We start from the raw sequence: 15,996 nt of genomic DNA, 5'->3' as shown, positions 1-15,996 counted from the left end.
CTGGGAAGGTTGCGGCCCGCAACCTGCTGTCCTAGAGAGCCGCCAACTTTCGTTCCTCGGAGTGTCCCTTGGCAAGCGTTGCCGCCGGCTACCTGCCGATCCTGCTGTTCTTGGGCGTCGCGCTGGGTCTCTCGGCGGCCTTCGTCGTGCTGCCGATGATCGTGTCGCGCCTGACCGGCGCGCACCAGCCCCATCCGGCCAAGCTCAGCGAATATGAATGCGGCTTTCCCGCGTTCGAGGATGCGCGCGCCGAGTTCGACGTCCGTTTCTACCTGGTCGCGATCCTGTTCATCGTCTTCGACCTCGAAGCGGCCTTCCTGTTCCCATGGGCGGTCAGCCTCGACTTCACGCAGTGGAGCGGCTGGACGGCGATGATGATCTTCCTTGCCGAACTCGGTCTTGGCCTGGCCTATGCCTGGAAGAAGGGTGCGCTCGAATGGGAGTGATGCTTCGCCCCGACGAAGACCGCATGCCGAGCGAGGAAGAACTCGCGCGGATCGCCGGTCTTGTTCCGGGCGAAGTCGACCAGAAGAAGCTTGCCGAGCTTCAGCAGAGCCTCAACGAAAAGGGCTTCCTCGTCACCTCGACCGAGGATTTGTTCACCTGGGCACGCACCGGATCTTTGTGGTGGATGACCTTCGGCCTGGCCTGCTGCGCGGTCGAGATGATCCACGTCAACATGCCGCGCTACGACCTCGAGCGCTTCGGGGTCGCGCCGCGCGCCTCCCCGCGCCAGTCGGACGTGATGATCGTCGCCGGCACCCTGTGCAACAAAATGGCCCCGGCGCTGCGCCGCGTCTACGACCAGATGAGCGATCCCAAATACGTCATCTCGATGGGGTCATGCGCCAATGGCGGCGGCTATTATCACTACAGCTATTCGGTGGTCCGCGGCTGCGACCGCATCGTCCCGGTCGACATCTACGTCCCCGGTTGCCCGCCGACTGCCGAGGCCTTGCTCTACGGTATCCTGCAACTGCAGCGGAAAATCCGCCGCGAAGGGACGATCGAGCGGTGAGGACAAAGTTGTTCACCACAAATCCGTTCGTCCCGAGCGAAGTCGAGGGACGCCTGCCCCGAGCTGGGTCGATGGGTGTCTCGACTTCGCTCGACACAAACGGGTTGGGGAAGCGCTGATGGCTTCGTCCGCGCCCCGATATGCCGAGGCTCCGGCCGCGCTTGGCAAGCTCGCCAACGCGACCGCTCGCGCCGGCATCGAGACCGCGTTCGATGTCGCGCGCGATAACCTCGTCGAGGTTCTGCGCACCCTGCGCGACGAGCACGAATATCAGCAGCTGATGGAGATCGCCGGGGTCGACTATCCCGACCGGCCCGAGCGGTTCGAAGTCGTCTATTGCCTGCTGTCGTTGACCAAAAACCACCGCGTCCGCGTGCATGTCGCAACCGACGAGAATACGCCGGTGCCCAGCGTCACCGGCCTGTGGCCGGTTGCGGGCTGGCTCGAGCGCGAAGTGTTCGACATGTATGGCGTCGGCTTCAGCGGCAATCCCGACCTCCGCCGGATCCTCACCGATTATGGGTTCGAAGGCTATCCGCAGCGCAAGGACTTCCCGCTGACCGGCCATGTCGAGCTGCGCTATTCGGAGGCCGAAAAGCGTGTGGTGTATGAGCCCGTGTCGCTGCCCCAGGATTTCCGCAACTTCGACTTCCTGATGCCGTGGGAAGGCCCCGAATATCATCTGCCCGGGGACGAGAAGGCGGCGCCGCAGCAGCCGGGTGCGCCGACCCCCGCGCCCGCGCCGACCGGCACCGCCCCGGTCAATCCCGCAACTCCGGCGAAAACGCCCAAGGTCACCGAAAGCTCGGCGCAGACCGGCGCGGGCGAGCCGACCAATGCCGAGGGCAACCGGCAGGCCCGCAAGTCGTCCAAGGCCAAGGCCGAAAGCGAAGTCAGCAAGCCTGCGGCAAGGAAGCCCGCGGCCAAGCGGAAACCGAAGGCATGACCGACGTCCGCACCGACGATCGCACGCGCAAGGTCGAAATGACTGTCGGCGCGCCGCGCGAAGCCGGCGACGTCACCGCCGGCGACGAGGCGATCAGCAATTACACGATCAACTTCGGCCCGCAGCATCCCGCCGCGCACGGCGTGCTGCGCCTGATCCTCGAGCTCGACGGTGAAGTCGTCGAGCGGGTCGATCCGCATATCGGGCTGCTCCACCGCGGCACCGAGAAGCTGATCGAGTACAAAACCTACGCCCAGGCGCTGCCTTACTTCGATCGGCTCGATTATTGCTCGCCGATGTGCATGGAGCATAGCTTCGTGCTGGCGATCGAAAAGCTGCTCGGGCTCGAGATCCCGATCCGCGCCCAGTACATCCGCGTGCTGATGGCGGAACTGACCCGCATCAAGAACCACATGCTCAACCTGGGCGCGCACATCATGGACGTGGGCGCGATGACGCCGAACCTGTGGTTGTTCGAGCTGCGCGAAGACCTGATGCAGATCTACGAGCATGTCTCGGGCGCGCGGATGCACGCCAATTACTTCCGCGTCGGCGGCGTGCGCGAGGACATTCCGCCCAAGGTGCTCGACATGATCGGCGACTTCCTCGACAACCGCGTGCGGCTGTTCGAGGACGCGATCAGCCTGGTCGCCGACAACCGCATCTTCAAGCAGCGCAATGTCGACATCGGCACGGTCAGCAAGGAAGACGCGATCGCCTGGGGCTTCTCCGGCCCGATGATCCGCGCCGCGGGCATCCCGTGGGACATCCGCCGCAGCCAGCCCTACGAAGTCTACGACCGGATGGACTTCGACATTCCCGTCGGCACGCGCGGTGATTGCTACGACCGCTTCATGGTCCGCGTCGAGGAAGTGCGGCAGAGCTGGAAGATCGCGCGCCAGTGTTTGAAGGAAATGCCGGCCGGGCCGATCGGCGCCGACAGCAAGGTGTTCCCGCCAAGCCGCGCCGAGATGAAGACCTCGATGGAGGCGCTCATCCACCACTTCAAGCTCTACACCGAAGGCTATCACGTGCCCGCGGGCGAAGTGTATGTCGCGACCGAAAGCCCCAAGGGCGAATTCGGCGTCTACCTCGTCGCCGACGGCACCAACCGCCCGTTCCGCTGCAAGATTCGCCCGACCGCCTTCAGCCATCTCCAGGCGATGGACTTCATGATGAAGGGCCACATGCTCGCCGACGTCACCGCGGTGCTCAGCGCCATCGACGTTGTGTTCGGGGAGTGCGATCGCTAATGGCTGGCCAAGCCTCCATCCTCGACGACGCCGAGATCCGCGCGCGCTGGTCGGGCTTTGCCTGGACCGACGCCAATGCGAAGGCGGCCGCCGCGTTCATCGCGCGCTATCCCGCGGGGCGGCAGATGTCGGCGGTCATCCCGCTGCTCGACCTTGCCCAGCGGCAGGTCGGGGCGGAGACGGGGACGCAGGGCTGGCTGCCGATTCCGGTCATGGAATTTGTTGCGCGCGAGCTCGACATGCCGGTCATCGGCGTGCTCGAGGTCGCGACCTTCTACACGATGTTCAACCTCGCGCCGGTCGGCAAATATCATGTGCAGGTGTGTGGGACGACGCCGTGCATGCTGCGCGGGTCGGACGATGTGCTCGCGGCGTGCAAGGCGCGCGGCCTCAAGAAGGGTCACACCACCGACGACGGCGTGTTTACTTTGACCGAGGTCGAGTGCCTTGGCGCCTGCGCCAACGCGCCGATGGTCCAGATCAACGACGACAATTACGAAGATCTGACCGAGGAGAGCATGGGCGCGATCCTCGACGCGCTGGCGGCGGGGAAGTCGCCCAAGATCGGTCCGCAGGTCGATCGTCAGACCAGCTGCCCCGAAGGCGGCCCGACGACCTTGAAGAAAATGGCCGAGCGCAATTACGACTATCGCCCAATGTGGACCGCGACGGCGGGGAGGGGCGTGATGGGCCTGCTGAACTCCAACCTCGTTCGTCCTGAGCTTGTCGAAGGGCGCTTGCTCGACGGTGTCGCAGCGCGCTTCGACTTCGCTCAGCACGAACGTCGTTTCGGGGAATTCTTACGATGAAAGACATCGCCAAGATCGTCATCGCGATCCTGCTGATCATCCTCGCGTGGAAGATCGTAAAAGGCGTGTTCGGCGTCCTGCTCGCGGTGGCCGCGGCGGGCCTGCTCGTCTGGGGCGGAATGAAGCTGCTCGGCAACGACACGAAGCGGATCCGCTGATGGAAATCCTCGCCGTCCTCCTCGCGGTCGTCGCTGCGTTCGTCGTGATCAAATTCATTGGCGGCATGGTGAAGTTCGTCGTGCTGGGCGTGATCGTGCTCGTCCTGTTCTACTTCATGACCAGCGGATTCGGCATCTGATGGGCTATACCGGGCCTCTCGCGGACAAGGACCGCATCTTCACCAACGTCTATGGCTTCCAAGAGCCGTGGCTGAAGGCGGCCCAAGCGCGCGGCGATTGGGACGACACCAAGACGCTGATGGCGATCGGCCAGGACGGCATCATCGACAAGGTCAAGGCGTCTGGCCTGCGCGGGCGCGGCGGCGCGGGCTTCCCGACCGGCATGAAGTGGGGCTTCATGCCCAAGGAGCCCAAGCCTGGCAAACCCAATTTCCTGGTGATCAACGCCGACGAATCCGAGCCGGGATCGTGCAAGGACCGGGAGATCATCCGCCACGATCCGCACAAGCTGATCGAAGGCGCGCTGATCGCCGGTTTCGCGATGCGCGCACGTGCCGGCTACATCTACATCCGCGGCGAATTCATCCAGGAAACGCGCGTGCTCGAACGCGCCGTGGCCGAAGCCTATGAGGCCGGGCTGCTCGGCAAGAACGCGGCGGGCTCAGGCTACGATTTCGACCTGTTCGTCCACCGCGGCGCGGGCGCCTACATCTGCGGCGAAGAAACCGCGATGCTCGAAAGCCTCGAAGGCAAGCAGGGCAAGCCGCGCCTGAAGCCGCCATTTCCCGCGGGCGCGGGCCTCTACGGCTGTCCGACCACGGTCAACAATGTCGAAAGCATCGCGGTCGTCCCGACGATCCTGCGGCGCACGCCCGAATGGTTCGCCGGCATCGGCCGCGAGAAGAACGAAGGCACCAAGCTGTTCCAGCTGTCGGGCCACATCAACACGCCCTGCGTCGTCGAGGAATCGATGAGCATCAGCTTCCGCGAGCTGATCGACCGCCACGGCGGCGGCATCCGCGGTGGCTGGGACAATCTGCTCGCGGTGATCCCCGGCGGGTCGTCGGTTCCCTTGGTCCCGGCGCATGAGATCATCGACGCGCCGATGGATTTCGACGGGCTTAAGGCGCTCGGCAGTGGCCTTGGCACCGCGGCCGTGATCGTCATGGACAAATCGACCGACATCGTCCGCGCGATCAGCCGCATCAGCTATTTCTACAAGCATGAAAGCTGCGGCCAGTGCACGCCGTGCCGCGAGGGCACCGGCTGGATGTGGCGGATGATGGAAAAGCTGCGCGAAGGCGACGCGTCGGTTGGCGACATCGACAAGTTGCTCGACGTTACCAAGCAGGTCGAAGGCCACACCATCTGCGCGCTCGGCGACGCCGCGGCGTGGCCGATCCAGGGCCTGGTCAAGCATTTCCGGCCGGAGCTCGAGCGGCGGATTGCCGAACGGGCAGGGCGGACCATGCTGGAGGCGGCGGAATGAGCTACGGACTCATTGCCGGCATCGTCATTCTCGCGCTTATCGTCGCGATCGCGCTCTCGCAGCGCAGCCATCCGCGCGTTACGCACATCGAAACGCACCGCGAGCGGGAGGACGATTTGGAGGGGCGGCATGACTGAAACGCCTCTTAAAATTGCCCTTCGCGCCTATTTTCTGCGAAAGAATCTGGCTGCTTTACCTTTTGAATTAGTTGGAGCGGCCGCTGCGTATTGGCTTGCGGCAGACCTCATCACCGCGTTGCTATACCTCATGCTTGGAGACTTGGTTGGTGATCAGATTGGTCGGCGGATCGCGCAGGCCAGGGGCGACCTCGATCATCTGACCGGCAACGAAATACGAAAATTTCAAATTCCGAAACGCTGGATCGGCGGCCTAGGCCTTCTCCTTGTTCCGCTGATAGTCGCCCTGATCACATACCGGAGCGGACTGCCGCCACACGAGATTGCTGCCATTGCAGGGGTGTCGTGGTCAATTTCGACACTAGCTTATCGATATTTCGCGCTTCGCCGGGAGAAGCTTGAGGTGGCAAATGCCTAAGGTCACCGTCGACGGCGTCGAATTCGAGGTTCCGCAGGGCGCGACCGTGCTCCAGGCGTGCGAGCTGGCGGGGAAGGAAATCCCGCGCTTCTGCTACCATGAGCGGCTCAGCATCGCCGGCAATTGCCGGATGTGCCTAGTCGAGGTCGCGCCGGGGCCGCCCAAGCCGCAGGCGAGCTGCGCGCTGCCGGCGGCCGACGGGCAGATGATCCGCACCGACACCGCAATGGTCAAAAAGGCGCGCGAAGGGGTGATGGAGTTCCTGCTCATCAACCACCCGCTCGATTGCCCGATCTGCGACCAGGGCGGCGAATGCGACCTGCAGGACCAGGCGGTCGCCTACGGCCGCTCGGGCTCGCGCTACGAAGAGAACAAGCGCTCGGTCGACGACAAATATATGGGCCCGGTGATCAAGACCGCGATGACGCGCTGCATCCAGTGCACGCGCTGCATCCGCTTCTCGACCGAGGTTGCCGGGGTCGACGAGATCGGCATGCTGTATCGCGGCGAGGACAGCCAGATCACAACCTACCTCGAACGCACCGTGACCAGCGAACTCGCGGGCAACCTCGCCGACGTCTGCCCGGTCGGTGCGCTGCTGCAGAAGCCGCAGATTTTCGAGCTTCGCCCGTGGGAATTGCGCAAGGTGCCGGCGATCGACGTGATGGACGCGGTCGGCTCCAACATCCGGCTCGACGTGCGCCAGCGCCAGGTGATGCGCATCCTTCCGCGCATCCACGACGAGGTGAATGAGGAGTGGATTAGCGACAAGACACGGCACCACGCCGACGCGCTCGTCCGTGGCCGCCTCGACCGCCCGTGGGTGCGCGAGAAGGGCAAGCTTCGCGAAGTCAGCTGGCAGGACGCGCTGCAGGCCTTCGCCAAGAAACTCAGGAAAGCCGGGCCAAAGGTGGCGGCAGTCGCGGGCGACTTGCTCGATGCCGAGACGATGTATGCGGCCAAGGCATTGCTCGCGCAGGCGGGATCGACCCTGCTCGAAGGGCGCCAGACGGGGCTCGATTACGATACCAGCAGCCTGTCGGCGGTCGCGTTCAACTCGACCATCGCGGGGATCGAGGAGGCCGATGCGGTGCTGCTGATCGGCACCAACATCCGCTGGGAAGCGCCGCTGATCGCCACGCGCGTTCGCAAGGTCGCACGCAAGGGCGGCAAGGTCTTCGCGATCGGGCCGCAAGCGGACCTCGGCATGAAGGTCACGTGGCTGGGCGATGATCTCAAATTGCTTGGCAAGCTGCCGAGTGAGGTGACCGACGCCTTCGCGGCGGCTGAACGTCCGGCAGTGATCGTCGGGCCGGGCGCGCTCGGCGCCGGCGCACTCGGTGCGGCGCTTGAGTTGGTCGGCTCACTCAAGCTCGTCCGCGACGGCTGGAACGGCTTCAACGTCCTGCACACCGCCGCATCGCGCATGGCGGGGCTGATCCTCGGTTTCGCGCAGAAGGGCGGCATTGCCGACCTCGAAGCCGCCTCGCCCGAGGTCGTGCTGCTGCTCGGCGCGGACGAAGTCGCGGCCGACCGCTTCAAGGGCGCGTACAAGGTCTACATCGGCCACCACGGCGATGCCGGCGCGAAGCAAGCCGACCTCGTCCTGCCCGGCGCGACCTATGCCGAAAAGCACGGCACCTACGTCAACACCGAAGGGCGCGTGCAGCGCGGCGAGAAGGCCGTTTTCCCGCCCGGCGAGGCGCGCGAGGATTGGGCGATCCTGCGCGCGGTGAGCGGGCTTGTCGGCAAGCCGCTCCCGTTCGACAGCTTCGATCAATTGCGCGCCGCGATGGTCGCCGCGCACCCCGAACTCGGCCGCGACGGCCTGATCGACCTGCCCTGGTCGCCGCCCAGGCTCGACGCCAAGGCGGAAGGCCCGGTGCGCTACCCGGTCGCCGATTTCTACCTGACCAATGCCATCTGCCGCGCCAGCCCGACCATGCATCGCTGCTCGGAGGAGCTGGTGCAGGGCGTGACCTTCGCGGAGGCGGCGGAGTGATGGCCATGCAATTCCTCCAAGGTCCGTTCTTCCTGGGCGAAGTCGAAGGGCGCTGGCACGACGGTCGCGCAGTGTGCCCTTCGACTACGCGCTCCGCGCTCCGCCCAGCACGAACGATCCCGTGGGAGCGGGCGCAATGACCGCTTTCTTCCAAAACTTCGGCCTGACCTACGAATGGTCGTGGTTCATCGCGACCATTGCGGGCATCCTGCTCATCGCGCTGCCGCTGATGCTTGCGGTGGCGATGATCATCTACGCCGACCGCAAGATCTGGGCGGCGATGGCGTTGCGCCGCGGCCCCAACGTGGTCGGGCCGTGGGGCCTGCTGCAAAGCTTCGCCGACGGGCTCAAGGTCTTCCTCAAGGAAACGATCATCCCGACGGGCGCGAACAAGGGCCTGTTCCTGATCGCGCCGATCGTCACCTTCACCACCGCGCTGATCGTCTGGGCGGTGGTTCCGTTCGATGCCGGCGTGGTGCTCGCCGACGTCAATGTCGGCTTGCTCTACATCCTCGCGGCGAGCTCGCTCGGCGTTTATGGCGTGATCGTCGCGGGCTGGGCGTCCAATTCCAAATATCCGTTCTTCTCGGCGCTTCGCGCTGCCGCGCAGATGGTCAGCTATGAAGTATCGATCGGCTTCGTCCTCATCTGCGTCGTGCTCTACGCCAACACGTTCAACCTCAGCGCGATCGTGCTGGCCCAGCAGGGGCACATTTTCGGCCTGCTCAACGGCTTCGGATTCAACCCTTTGCTGTTCCCGATGGCGGTGGTGTTCCTGATCAGCTCGATGGCCGAAACCTTCCGCACGCCGTTCGACCTGGTCGAGGCCGAAAGCGAGCTCGTCGCCGGCCACCAGACCGAATATTCGTCGATGAGCTTCGCGCTCTTCTGGCTCGGCGAATATGGCAACGTGATCCTGATGTGCGCGCTCAACGCGTTGCTGTTCTGGGGCGGGTGGCTGCCGCCGGTCAACGTCGACCTCATCCCCTGGTTCGACATTCCGGGCATCCTCTGGCTGTTCGCCAAGATCCTCTTCTTCTTCTTCGTCTTCAGCTGGGTGAAGGCGACGGTGCCGCGCTACCGATACGACCAGCTGATGCGGCTCGGCTGGAAGATCTTCCTGCCGCTCAGCCTCGTCTTCGTCGTCGTCATTTCCGGGTGGCTGATGCTCACCCGCTACGGAGGCGCAGCATGATCGCCGGCTGGATCAAGAGCTTCACGCTTTGGGAATTCGTGAAGGCGCACGCGCTGACGCTGAAATATTTCTTCAAGCCCAAGGCGACGATCAACTATCCGTACGAAAAGACGCCGCAGAGCCCGCGCTTCCGCGGCGAGCATGCGCTGCGCCGCTACCCCAATGGCGAAGAGCGCTGCATCGCGTGCAAGTTGTGCGAGGCGATTTGCCCGGCGCTGGCGATCACCATCGAATCCGAACCGCGCGAGGACGGCAGCCGCCGCACCACGCGCTACGACATCGACATGGTCAAATGCATCTATTGCGGGCTGTGCGCCGAAGCGTGCCCGGTGGATGCCATCGTCGAAGGCCCCAACCTCGAATTCGCGACCGAAACGCGCGAGGAATTGCTCTACGACAAGGCCAAATTGCTGGCGAACGGCGACAAGTGGGAGCAAGCCATTGCGGCCAACCTTGCCGCCGATGCGCCCTACAGATAATGGCCGCCGAAATTTCAAATTCCGCTCATCCTGAGGAAGGGCCGAGCTTGCCGAGGACCCGTCTCGAAGGATCCGTGCGTCCTTCGAGACGCCACTTCGACTTTGCTCAGCGGCTCCTCAGGATGAGCGGGCTGAACTACGGGACTCGTTCGGCACTTTGATCGCCATTCTCGCCTTTTACCTGTTCGCGACGCTGACCATCGCTTCGGCGGTGCTGGTCATCTTTGCGCGCAACCCGGTGCACAGCGTGCTGTGGCTGATCCTTGCCTTTTTCAACGCGGCCGGGCTGATGCTGCTCGTCGGTGCCGAGTTCATCGCGATGCTGGTGGTGATCGTCTACGTCGGCGCGGTCGCGGTGCTGTTCCTGTTCGTGGTCATGATGCTCGACATCGACTTCGCGTCGCTGCGCTCGGGCTTCACCCGCAACCTGCCGTTCGGGCTGATCATCGCGCTGGTTCTGTTGGCGGAGATCGTGATTGCGGTCAGCGCCTGGAAGGCTGGGCCGGCGCTCAGCGGCCGCGCGATCCCCGAGGCCGCGCAGCCCAACATCGTCGCGCTCGGCCAACTGCTCTACAGCCGGTACCTCCTGGCGTTCGAGCTTGCCGGGCTGATCCTGCTCGTCGCGATGGTCGGCGCGATCGTGCTCACGCATCGCAAGCGCGGCGATTTGCGCACGCCCAACATCGCCCGCCAGATCCGCCGCCGCCCGCGCGATTCGGTGCGCAAGATGGACCCGCAAGTCGGCGAGGGGGTCGAGCTGTGATCTCGCTCGCGCATTATCTCACGGTCGCCGCGATCCTGTTCACGATCGGCGTGCTCGGCATCTTCCTCAACCGCCGCAACGTCATCCTGATGCTGATGGCGATCGAGCTCATCCTGCTGGCGGTGAACATCAACCTTGTCGCCTTCTCGGCGTATCTGGGTGACCTCACCGGCCAGGTGCTGGCGATGTTCGTGCTGACCGTCGCCGCAGCCGAAGCCGCGATCGGGCTCGCCATCCTCGTCATCTTCTTCCGTCGCCGCGGCTCGATCGCGGTCGACGACGCCAACCGGATGCAGGGCTGATGGCGATCAAGCTGATTGTCTTCCTGCCGTTGTTGGCGGCGATCATCGCCGGCCTTGGCGGGCGGTGGATCGGCAACACGGCCGCGAAGGTGGTAACCACCGGCGCCTTGTTCGTCGCTGCTTTCCTCAGCTGGCCGATCTTCCTCCAGTTCCTCAGCGGCGAAACGCAGGGGATGGTGGTCACCGTCGCCGAATGGATCAAGTCGGACACGCTCGACGTGCGCTGGGCGCTGCGGGTGGATACGCTGACCGCGGTGATGCTGGTGGTGGTGACGACGGTCTCCAGTCTCGTCCACCTCTACAGCTGGGGCTACATGGCCGAGGACCCTAGCCAGCCGCGCTTCTTCGCCTATTTGTCGCTGTTCACCTTCGCGATGCTGATGCTGGTGACCGCCGACAACCTCGTCCAGATGTTCTTCGGCTGGGAAGGGGTGGGGCTCGCATCCTACCTCCTCATCGGCTTCTGGTATCACAAGCCCTCGGCCAACGCGGCGGCCCTGAAGGCGTTCGTCGTCAACCGCGTCGGCGACTTTGGCTTCTCGCTCGGCATCTTCGGCACATTCCTGGTGTTCGGCACGGTCTCGATCTCCGAAATCCTCGCCGCCGCGCCGGGCATGGCCGGATCGACCATCGGCTTCGCCGGCATGCGGGTCGATACGATGACCTTGCTGTGCCTGCTGCTGTTCGTCGGCGCGATGGGCAAGTCGGCGCAGCTTGGCCTGCACACCTGGCTGCCCGATGCGATGGAAGGCCCGACCCCGGTCAGCGCTTTGATCCATGCCGCGACGATGGTCACTGCGGGTGTGTTCATGGTCTGCCGCCTGTCGCCGATGTTCGAAACCAGCGAGACCGCGCTTGCCGTCGTCACCTATGTCGGCGCCGCGACCGCAATCTTCGCCGCCACCGTCGGCACCGCGCAGAACGACATCAAGCGCGTCATTGCCTATTCGACCTGCTCGCAGCTCGGCTACATGTTCTTCGCCGCGGGCGTCGGCGCGTACGGCGCGGCGATGTTCCACCTCTTCACGCACGCCTTCTTCAAGGCTTTGCTGTTCCTCGGCGCGGGCAGTGTCATCCACGCCATGCACCACGAACAGGACATGCGTTACTACGGCGCGCTGCGGAAGGAGATCCCGATCACCTTCTGGATGATGATGATTGGGACGCTGGCGATCACCGGCGTCGGCATCATGGGTATCGGCGGGTTCGCCGGCTTCTGGTCGAAGGATGCGATCCTCGAAGCGACCTGGGCGTCGGGGACCGTGCACGGCACGATCGCGTTCTGGATTGGCGCCTTCGCCGCGCTTCTGACCAGCTTCTACAGCTGGCGCCTCATCTTCCTGACCTTCTACGGCAAGCCGCGCTGGGCCGCGTCGGAGCACATCCAGCACGCCGTTCACGGCCATCACGAGGCGCCGGATGAGGAGCACGGCGACAGCAGCCACGCCAAGGTCACGCCGACCGAGGGCACCGCGGGCTATCATCCGCACGAAAGTCCGCTGTCGATGCTCGTGCCGTTGGGCGTGCTCGCGCTCGGTGCCTTGCTTGCCGGCCAGCTGTTCCACGGCGCCTTCCTCGAGGCGGAGGAAGCGGTCGCCTTCTGGCAGGGCAGCATCGCCTTCGACACGCACCTTGCCCATGCGATGCACGAAGTGCCGTTGTGGGTGAAGCTGACGGCGACGATCGTCATGATGATCGGACTGGCGATCGCCTGGAACAACTACATCCGCCGGCCGAGCGCCGCGGCCGGTTTCGTTCGCACCTTCCCGGCGATCCACGCCTTCGTGCTCAACAAATGGTATTTCGACGAACTGTACGAGCGCATCTTCATCCGGCCCTCGCTATGGCTCGGGCGGCTGTTCTGGCACCGCGGCGATGAAAAGACGATCGACCGCTTCGGCCCGCATGGCGCTGCGTTCGCGGTGGGCATCGGCAATCGCGCCACCGCGCGGCTGCAGTCGGGCTACCTTTATTCCTATGCGCTCGTGATGCTGCTCGGCCTGATCGGCGCGGCAAGCTGGGCGATCTGGTGGGCGCGATGAGCTTGCTGAGCGATCTGCCCTTGCTGTCGATCCTGATCGCGGTGCCCTTGGTCGGCGCGGTGCTGTGCCTGCTCGTCGGCGCCAACGCCGCGCGCTGGATCGCGCTGATCACCACGCTCGCCTGCCTCGAAATCGGCATCGATCTGTGGCTGCTGTACGATCCGGCAGGCCCGCAATGGCAGTTCACGGAATTCGCCTCGCTCGGCGGCGGCATCAATTGGGCGCTTGGCATCGACGGCATTGCGCTTGTGCTGATCATGCTCAGCGTGTTCCTGATGCCCATCTGCATCGGCGCGAGCTGGCGCGCGATCGACAAGCGCGTGCCCGAATACATGGCCTATTTCCTGCTGATGGAAGCGCTGATGCTCGGCGTGTTCGCGGCGCAGGACCTGTTCCTGTTCTACATCTTCTTCGAAGGCGGCCTGATCCCGATGTATTTGATCATCGGCGTGTGGGGCGGCGCGGAGCGGATCAAGGCCAGCTACAAATTCTTCCTCTACACCCTGTTCGGCTCGGTGCTGATGCTGATCGCCATGCTCTACATGGCGCAGACCGCGGGCACGACCTTCATCCCCGATCTGATGGCGTATGATTTCACGCCCCAAGCGCAGACCTGGCTATGGCTCGCCTTCTTCGCCAGCTTCGCGGTCAAGATGCCGATGTGGCCGGTCCACACCTGGCTGCCCGACGCGCACGTCCAGGCGCCCACCGCGGGCTCGGTCATCCTGGCCGGCGTGCTGCTGAAGATGGGCGGCTACGGCTTCATCCGTTTCTCGCTGCCGATGTTCCCCGATGGGTCGGCGCAGTTCTTGCCTCTCGTCTTCATCCTCAGCGGGATCGCGGTCGTCTACACCAGCCTCGTCGCCCTCGTGCAGCGCGACATGAAGAAGCTGATCGCTTATTCTTCGGTCGCGCACATGGCGTTCGTCACCTTCGGCCTGTTCGCGATGAACCGCCAGGGCATCGAAGGCGCGATGATCGTCATGCTCAGCCACGGCCTAGTCTCGGGCGCGCTCTTCCTGTGCGTTGGCGTGGTCTATGACCGCATGCACACGCGCGAGATCGAGAAGTACGGCGGCGTGTCGAACAACATGCCGGGCTACGCCTTGCTGTTCATGCTGTTCACCATGGCCAGCGTCGGCTTGCCGGGCACCAGCGGTTTTGTCGGCGAGTTCCTCAGCCTGCTCGGCACCTATCGCGTGTCGACCTGGGGCGCGATCGTCGCGACCACCGGAATCATCCTCGGCGCGGCCTATATGCTTTTGCTCTACTGGCGCATTGCGTTCGGCGCGGCGCGGACGCCCGAAGCGGCCAAGATGCCGGACCTTTCGGCCCGCGAATGGGGACTGCTCGCGCCGATCGCGGTCGTCGTGTTGTGGATGGGCGTCTATCCGGAAACCTTCATGCGCCCGATCCGCGCCGATGTCGGTCGCCTCGTGACCCGCCTGGAGCAAGCCGCGCCGGCGGGCGATTCGGCGCTCAAGATCAATCCCGGCGCGCACGCCGATGAGCATGGCGCGGAGCACGGCGCCGCGCCCGCTGCAGCCGGGGAGGGGCATTGATGAACCAGTTCGCGCCCATCCTGCCCGAAATCATCCTGACCGTCGGCGGCATCGCGCTGATGATGGTCGCGGCATTCGGCGGGCGCCGCAGCGCCGGGACGGTCAGCTGGGCCGCGGTCGCGCTTCTGCTCGTCGCCACGGTCGCGCTGATCGGTGCGCCGTCGCATGCCGGCCCGATTTTTTACGGGCAGCTGTCCGCCGATCTGTTCGCCAGCTTCGGCAAGGCGATCATGTTCCCCGCCGCCGCCGTCGCGATCATCGCCGCGCACGGCTGGTTCGAGCGCGGGACCGAGCATTCGGCCGAATATCCGGTGCTGATCCTGTTCAGCGTCGTGGGCATGAGCGTGATGGTCTCGGCCACTAGCTTGGTCACGCTCTACGTCGGGCTCGAGCTGCAGAGCCTCGCCGCCTATGTCCTCGCCTCCTACCGTCGCAGCGACGAGCGCTCGGCCGAAGCGGGCCTCAAATATTTCGTGCTCGGCGCGCTCGCCAGCGGCATCCTGCTCTACGGCATCTCCCTGCTCTACGGCTTTACCGGCACGATGAACTTTACCGGGCTCGCCGCCGCCTTCGGCCGCGAAGCGCCGAGCCTCGGCCTGTTATTCGGCCTGGTGTTCGTCCTCGCGGGCCTCGCCTTCAAGGCCAGCGCGGTGCCGTTTCACATGTGGACGCCCGACGTCTACGAAGGCGCGCCGACGCCGGTCACCGCTTTCTTTGCTTCCGCGCCCAAGGTCGCCGCCGTCCTGCTAGCGACGCGCGTCTGCATGGAAGCTTTGGGCCCGCGACCGATGCCTGGCGGCAGATCGTGATCTTCGCGGCGCTTGCGTCGATTTTCCTCGGCGCGGTCGCCGCCTATGGCCAGACCAACATCAAGCGCCTGCTGGCCTATTCGTCGATCAACAATATCGGCTTCGCGATGGTCGGGCTCGCCGCGGGCACGGCGCAAGGCGCGTCGTCGGTGCTGTTCTACCTCGCGGTCTACATCGTGATGACTCTCGGCGCGTTCCTATGCGTACTGTGGATGCGCGATAAGGCCGGCGAGCCGGTCGAGGAGATCTCCAGCCTGTCGGGCCTGTCGCAAACGCGCCCGGGCTTTGCGCTGGCACTCGCCGTCTTCATGTTCAGCCTGGCCGGGATCCCGCCCTTGTTCGGCTTCTGGCCCAAGCTGCTGGTGTTCAACGCCGCGGTCGACGCGGGCTATATCGCGCTTGCCGTCGCGGGCATCGTCGGCACCGTGGTCGGGGCTTATTACTACCTGAAGATCATCAAGGTGATGTACATGGACGAACCGGCGCCCGCGTTTAAGCGCGTTCGCCAGCCAGTGCAGGGCGCGCTGATCGTGCTCGCCGCCATCGCCGTCTCGCCGCTCGGCTATTTGCTCATCGGCCCGCTCGGCGAACTGTCGGACCGCGCCGCGGGAACCTTGTTCTGAGCCGCATCCGGATCGTCGATCTGACTGGAT

At 64.7% G+C, this 15,996-nt stretch carries 16 protein-coding genes and 2 pseudogenes; all 18 read left to right on the top strand.

Translation table 11 applies throughout. The features are described from left to right. Nucleotides 1-68 precede the first annotated feature (68 nt). The 18 genes and pseudogenes from ndhC (at nt 69) to nuoN (ending at nt 15,966) form a co-directional block, all read left to right on the top strand. A complete protein-coding gene (gene ndhC / locus H9L13_RS08830) occupies nt 69-446 on the top strand; it encodes an NADH-quinone oxidoreductase subunit A (protein ID WP_187537367.1) in 378 nt (125 codons plus the stop codon). Nucleotides 447-469: 23 nt separating this feature from the next. Then, a complete protein-coding gene (locus tag H9L13_RS08825; protein ID WP_187540282.1) occupies nt 470-1,018 on the top strand; it encodes a NuoB/complex I 20 kDa subunit family protein in 549 nt (182 codons plus the stop codon). Nucleotides 1,019-1,136: 118 nt separating this feature from the next. After that, nucleotides 1,137-1,964, top strand: coding sequence for an NADH-quinone oxidoreductase subunit C (locus H9L13_RS08820; RefSeq protein ID WP_187537366.1), 828 nt, complete (start codon nt 1,137-1,139; stop codon nt 1,962-1,964). A 38-nt stretch (nt 1,965-2,002) separates the two neighbouring features. After that, on the top strand, nt 2,003-3,217 hold the full coding sequence (locus H9L13_RS08815; RefSeq protein WP_187540279.1) for an NADH-quinone oxidoreductase subunit D: 1,215 nt from the start codon (nt 2,003-2,005) through the stop codon (nt 3,215-3,217). Next, a pseudogene (locus tag H9L13_RS08810) lies at nt 3,217-3,879 on the top strand (complex I 24 kDa subunit family protein); the annotation flags it as partial. The gene H9L13_RS08815 and the pseudogene H9L13_RS08810, both read left to right, overlap by 1 nt. Before the next feature lie 143 nt (nt 3,880-4,022). Then, complete coding sequence (locus H9L13_RS08805; protein ID WP_187537364.1) at nt 4,023-4,184, top strand: hypothetical protein; 162 nt, start codon at nt 4,023-4,025, stop codon at nt 4,182-4,184. Further along, a complete protein-coding gene (locus H9L13_RS08800) occupies nt 4,184-4,324 on the top strand; it encodes a hypothetical protein (RefSeq protein WP_187537363.1) in 141 nt (46 codons plus the stop codon). Before H9L13_RS08805 ends, H9L13_RS08800 begins: the two co-directional genes overlap by 1 nt. Beyond that, nucleotides 4,324-5,634, top strand: coding sequence for an NADH-quinone oxidoreductase subunit NuoF (nuoF, locus tag H9L13_RS08795; RefSeq protein WP_187537362.1), 1,311 nt, complete (start codon nt 4,324-4,326; stop codon nt 5,632-5,634). The genes H9L13_RS08800 and nuoF overlap by 1 nt, the downstream gene beginning before the upstream one ends. Continuing rightward, nucleotides 5,631-5,771 carry a hypothetical protein gene (locus H9L13_RS08790; protein WP_187537361.1) on the top strand — a complete coding sequence of 47 codons (141 nt, stop codon included), beginning with the start codon at nt 5,631-5,633 and terminating at the stop codon, nt 5,769-5,771. The genes nuoF and H9L13_RS08790 overlap by 4 nt, the downstream gene beginning before the upstream one ends. Next, a complete protein-coding gene (locus H9L13_RS08785; RefSeq protein WP_187537360.1) occupies nt 5,764-6,189 on the top strand; it encodes a hypothetical protein in 426 nt (141 codons plus the stop codon). The genes H9L13_RS08790 and H9L13_RS08785 overlap by 8 nt, the downstream gene beginning before the upstream one ends. Then, nucleotides 6,182-8,191: an NADH-quinone oxidoreductase subunit NuoG gene (nuoG, locus tag H9L13_RS08780; protein WP_187537359.1), complete on the top strand. Its 2,010-nt coding sequence runs from the start codon at nt 6,182-6,184 to the stop codon at nt 8,189-8,191. Before H9L13_RS08785 ends, nuoG begins: the two co-directional genes overlap by 8 nt. 136 nt (nt 8,192-8,327) lie before the next feature. After that, nucleotides 8,328-9,386: an NADH-quinone oxidoreductase subunit NuoH gene (gene nuoH, locus H9L13_RS08775; protein WP_187537358.1), complete on the top strand. Its 1,059-nt coding sequence runs from the start codon at nt 8,328-8,330 to the stop codon at nt 9,384-9,386. Next, nucleotides 9,383-9,865: an NADH-quinone oxidoreductase subunit NuoI gene (gene nuoI, locus H9L13_RS08770; protein ID WP_187537357.1), complete on the top strand. Its 483-nt coding sequence runs from the start codon at nt 9,383-9,385 to the stop codon at nt 9,863-9,865. Before nuoH ends, nuoI begins: the two co-directional genes overlap by 4 nt. Before the next feature lie 157 nt (nt 9,866-10,022). After that, nucleotides 10,023-10,628 carry an NADH-quinone oxidoreductase subunit J gene (locus H9L13_RS08765; protein ID WP_187537356.1) on the top strand — a complete coding sequence of 202 codons (606 nt, stop codon included), beginning with the start codon at nt 10,023-10,025 and terminating at the stop codon, nt 10,626-10,628. Next, nucleotides 10,625-10,930: an NADH-quinone oxidoreductase subunit NuoK gene (gene nuoK / locus H9L13_RS08760; protein WP_187537355.1), complete on the top strand. Its 306-nt coding sequence runs from the start codon at nt 10,625-10,627 to the stop codon at nt 10,928-10,930. The genes H9L13_RS08765 and nuoK overlap by 4 nt, the downstream gene beginning before the upstream one ends. Beyond that, entirely contained in the window at nt 10,930-12,972 is a 2,043-nt protein-coding gene (nuoL, locus tag H9L13_RS08755; RefSeq protein ID WP_187537354.1) for an NADH-quinone oxidoreductase subunit L, read from the top strand. Before nuoK ends, nuoL begins: the two co-directional genes overlap by 1 nt. 5 nt (nt 12,973-12,977) lie before the next feature. Next, the gene (locus H9L13_RS08750) at nt 12,978-14,534 is read left to right on the top strand and encodes an NADH-quinone oxidoreductase subunit M (protein WP_187540277.1); all 1,557 of its coding nucleotides are present in this window, start codon (nt 12,978-12,980) and stop codon (nt 14,532-14,534) included. Continuing rightward, nucleotides 14,534-15,966, top strand: a pseudogene (gene nuoN / locus H9L13_RS08745) (NADH-quinone oxidoreductase subunit NuoN). The gene H9L13_RS08750 and the pseudogene nuoN overlap by 1 nt, the downstream one beginning before the upstream one ends. Nucleotides 15,967-15,996 lie beyond the last annotated feature (30 nt).

The sequence above is a fragment of the Sphingomonas lutea genome (assembly GCF_014396785.1).
Taxonomy (GTDB): domain Bacteria; phylum Pseudomonadota; class Alphaproteobacteria; order Sphingomonadales; family Sphingomonadaceae; genus Sphingomicrobium; species Sphingomicrobium luteum.
The sequence above is the reverse complement of the archived record's forward strand: the minus strand, read 5'-3'. Positions and strand labels throughout refer to the sequence as shown.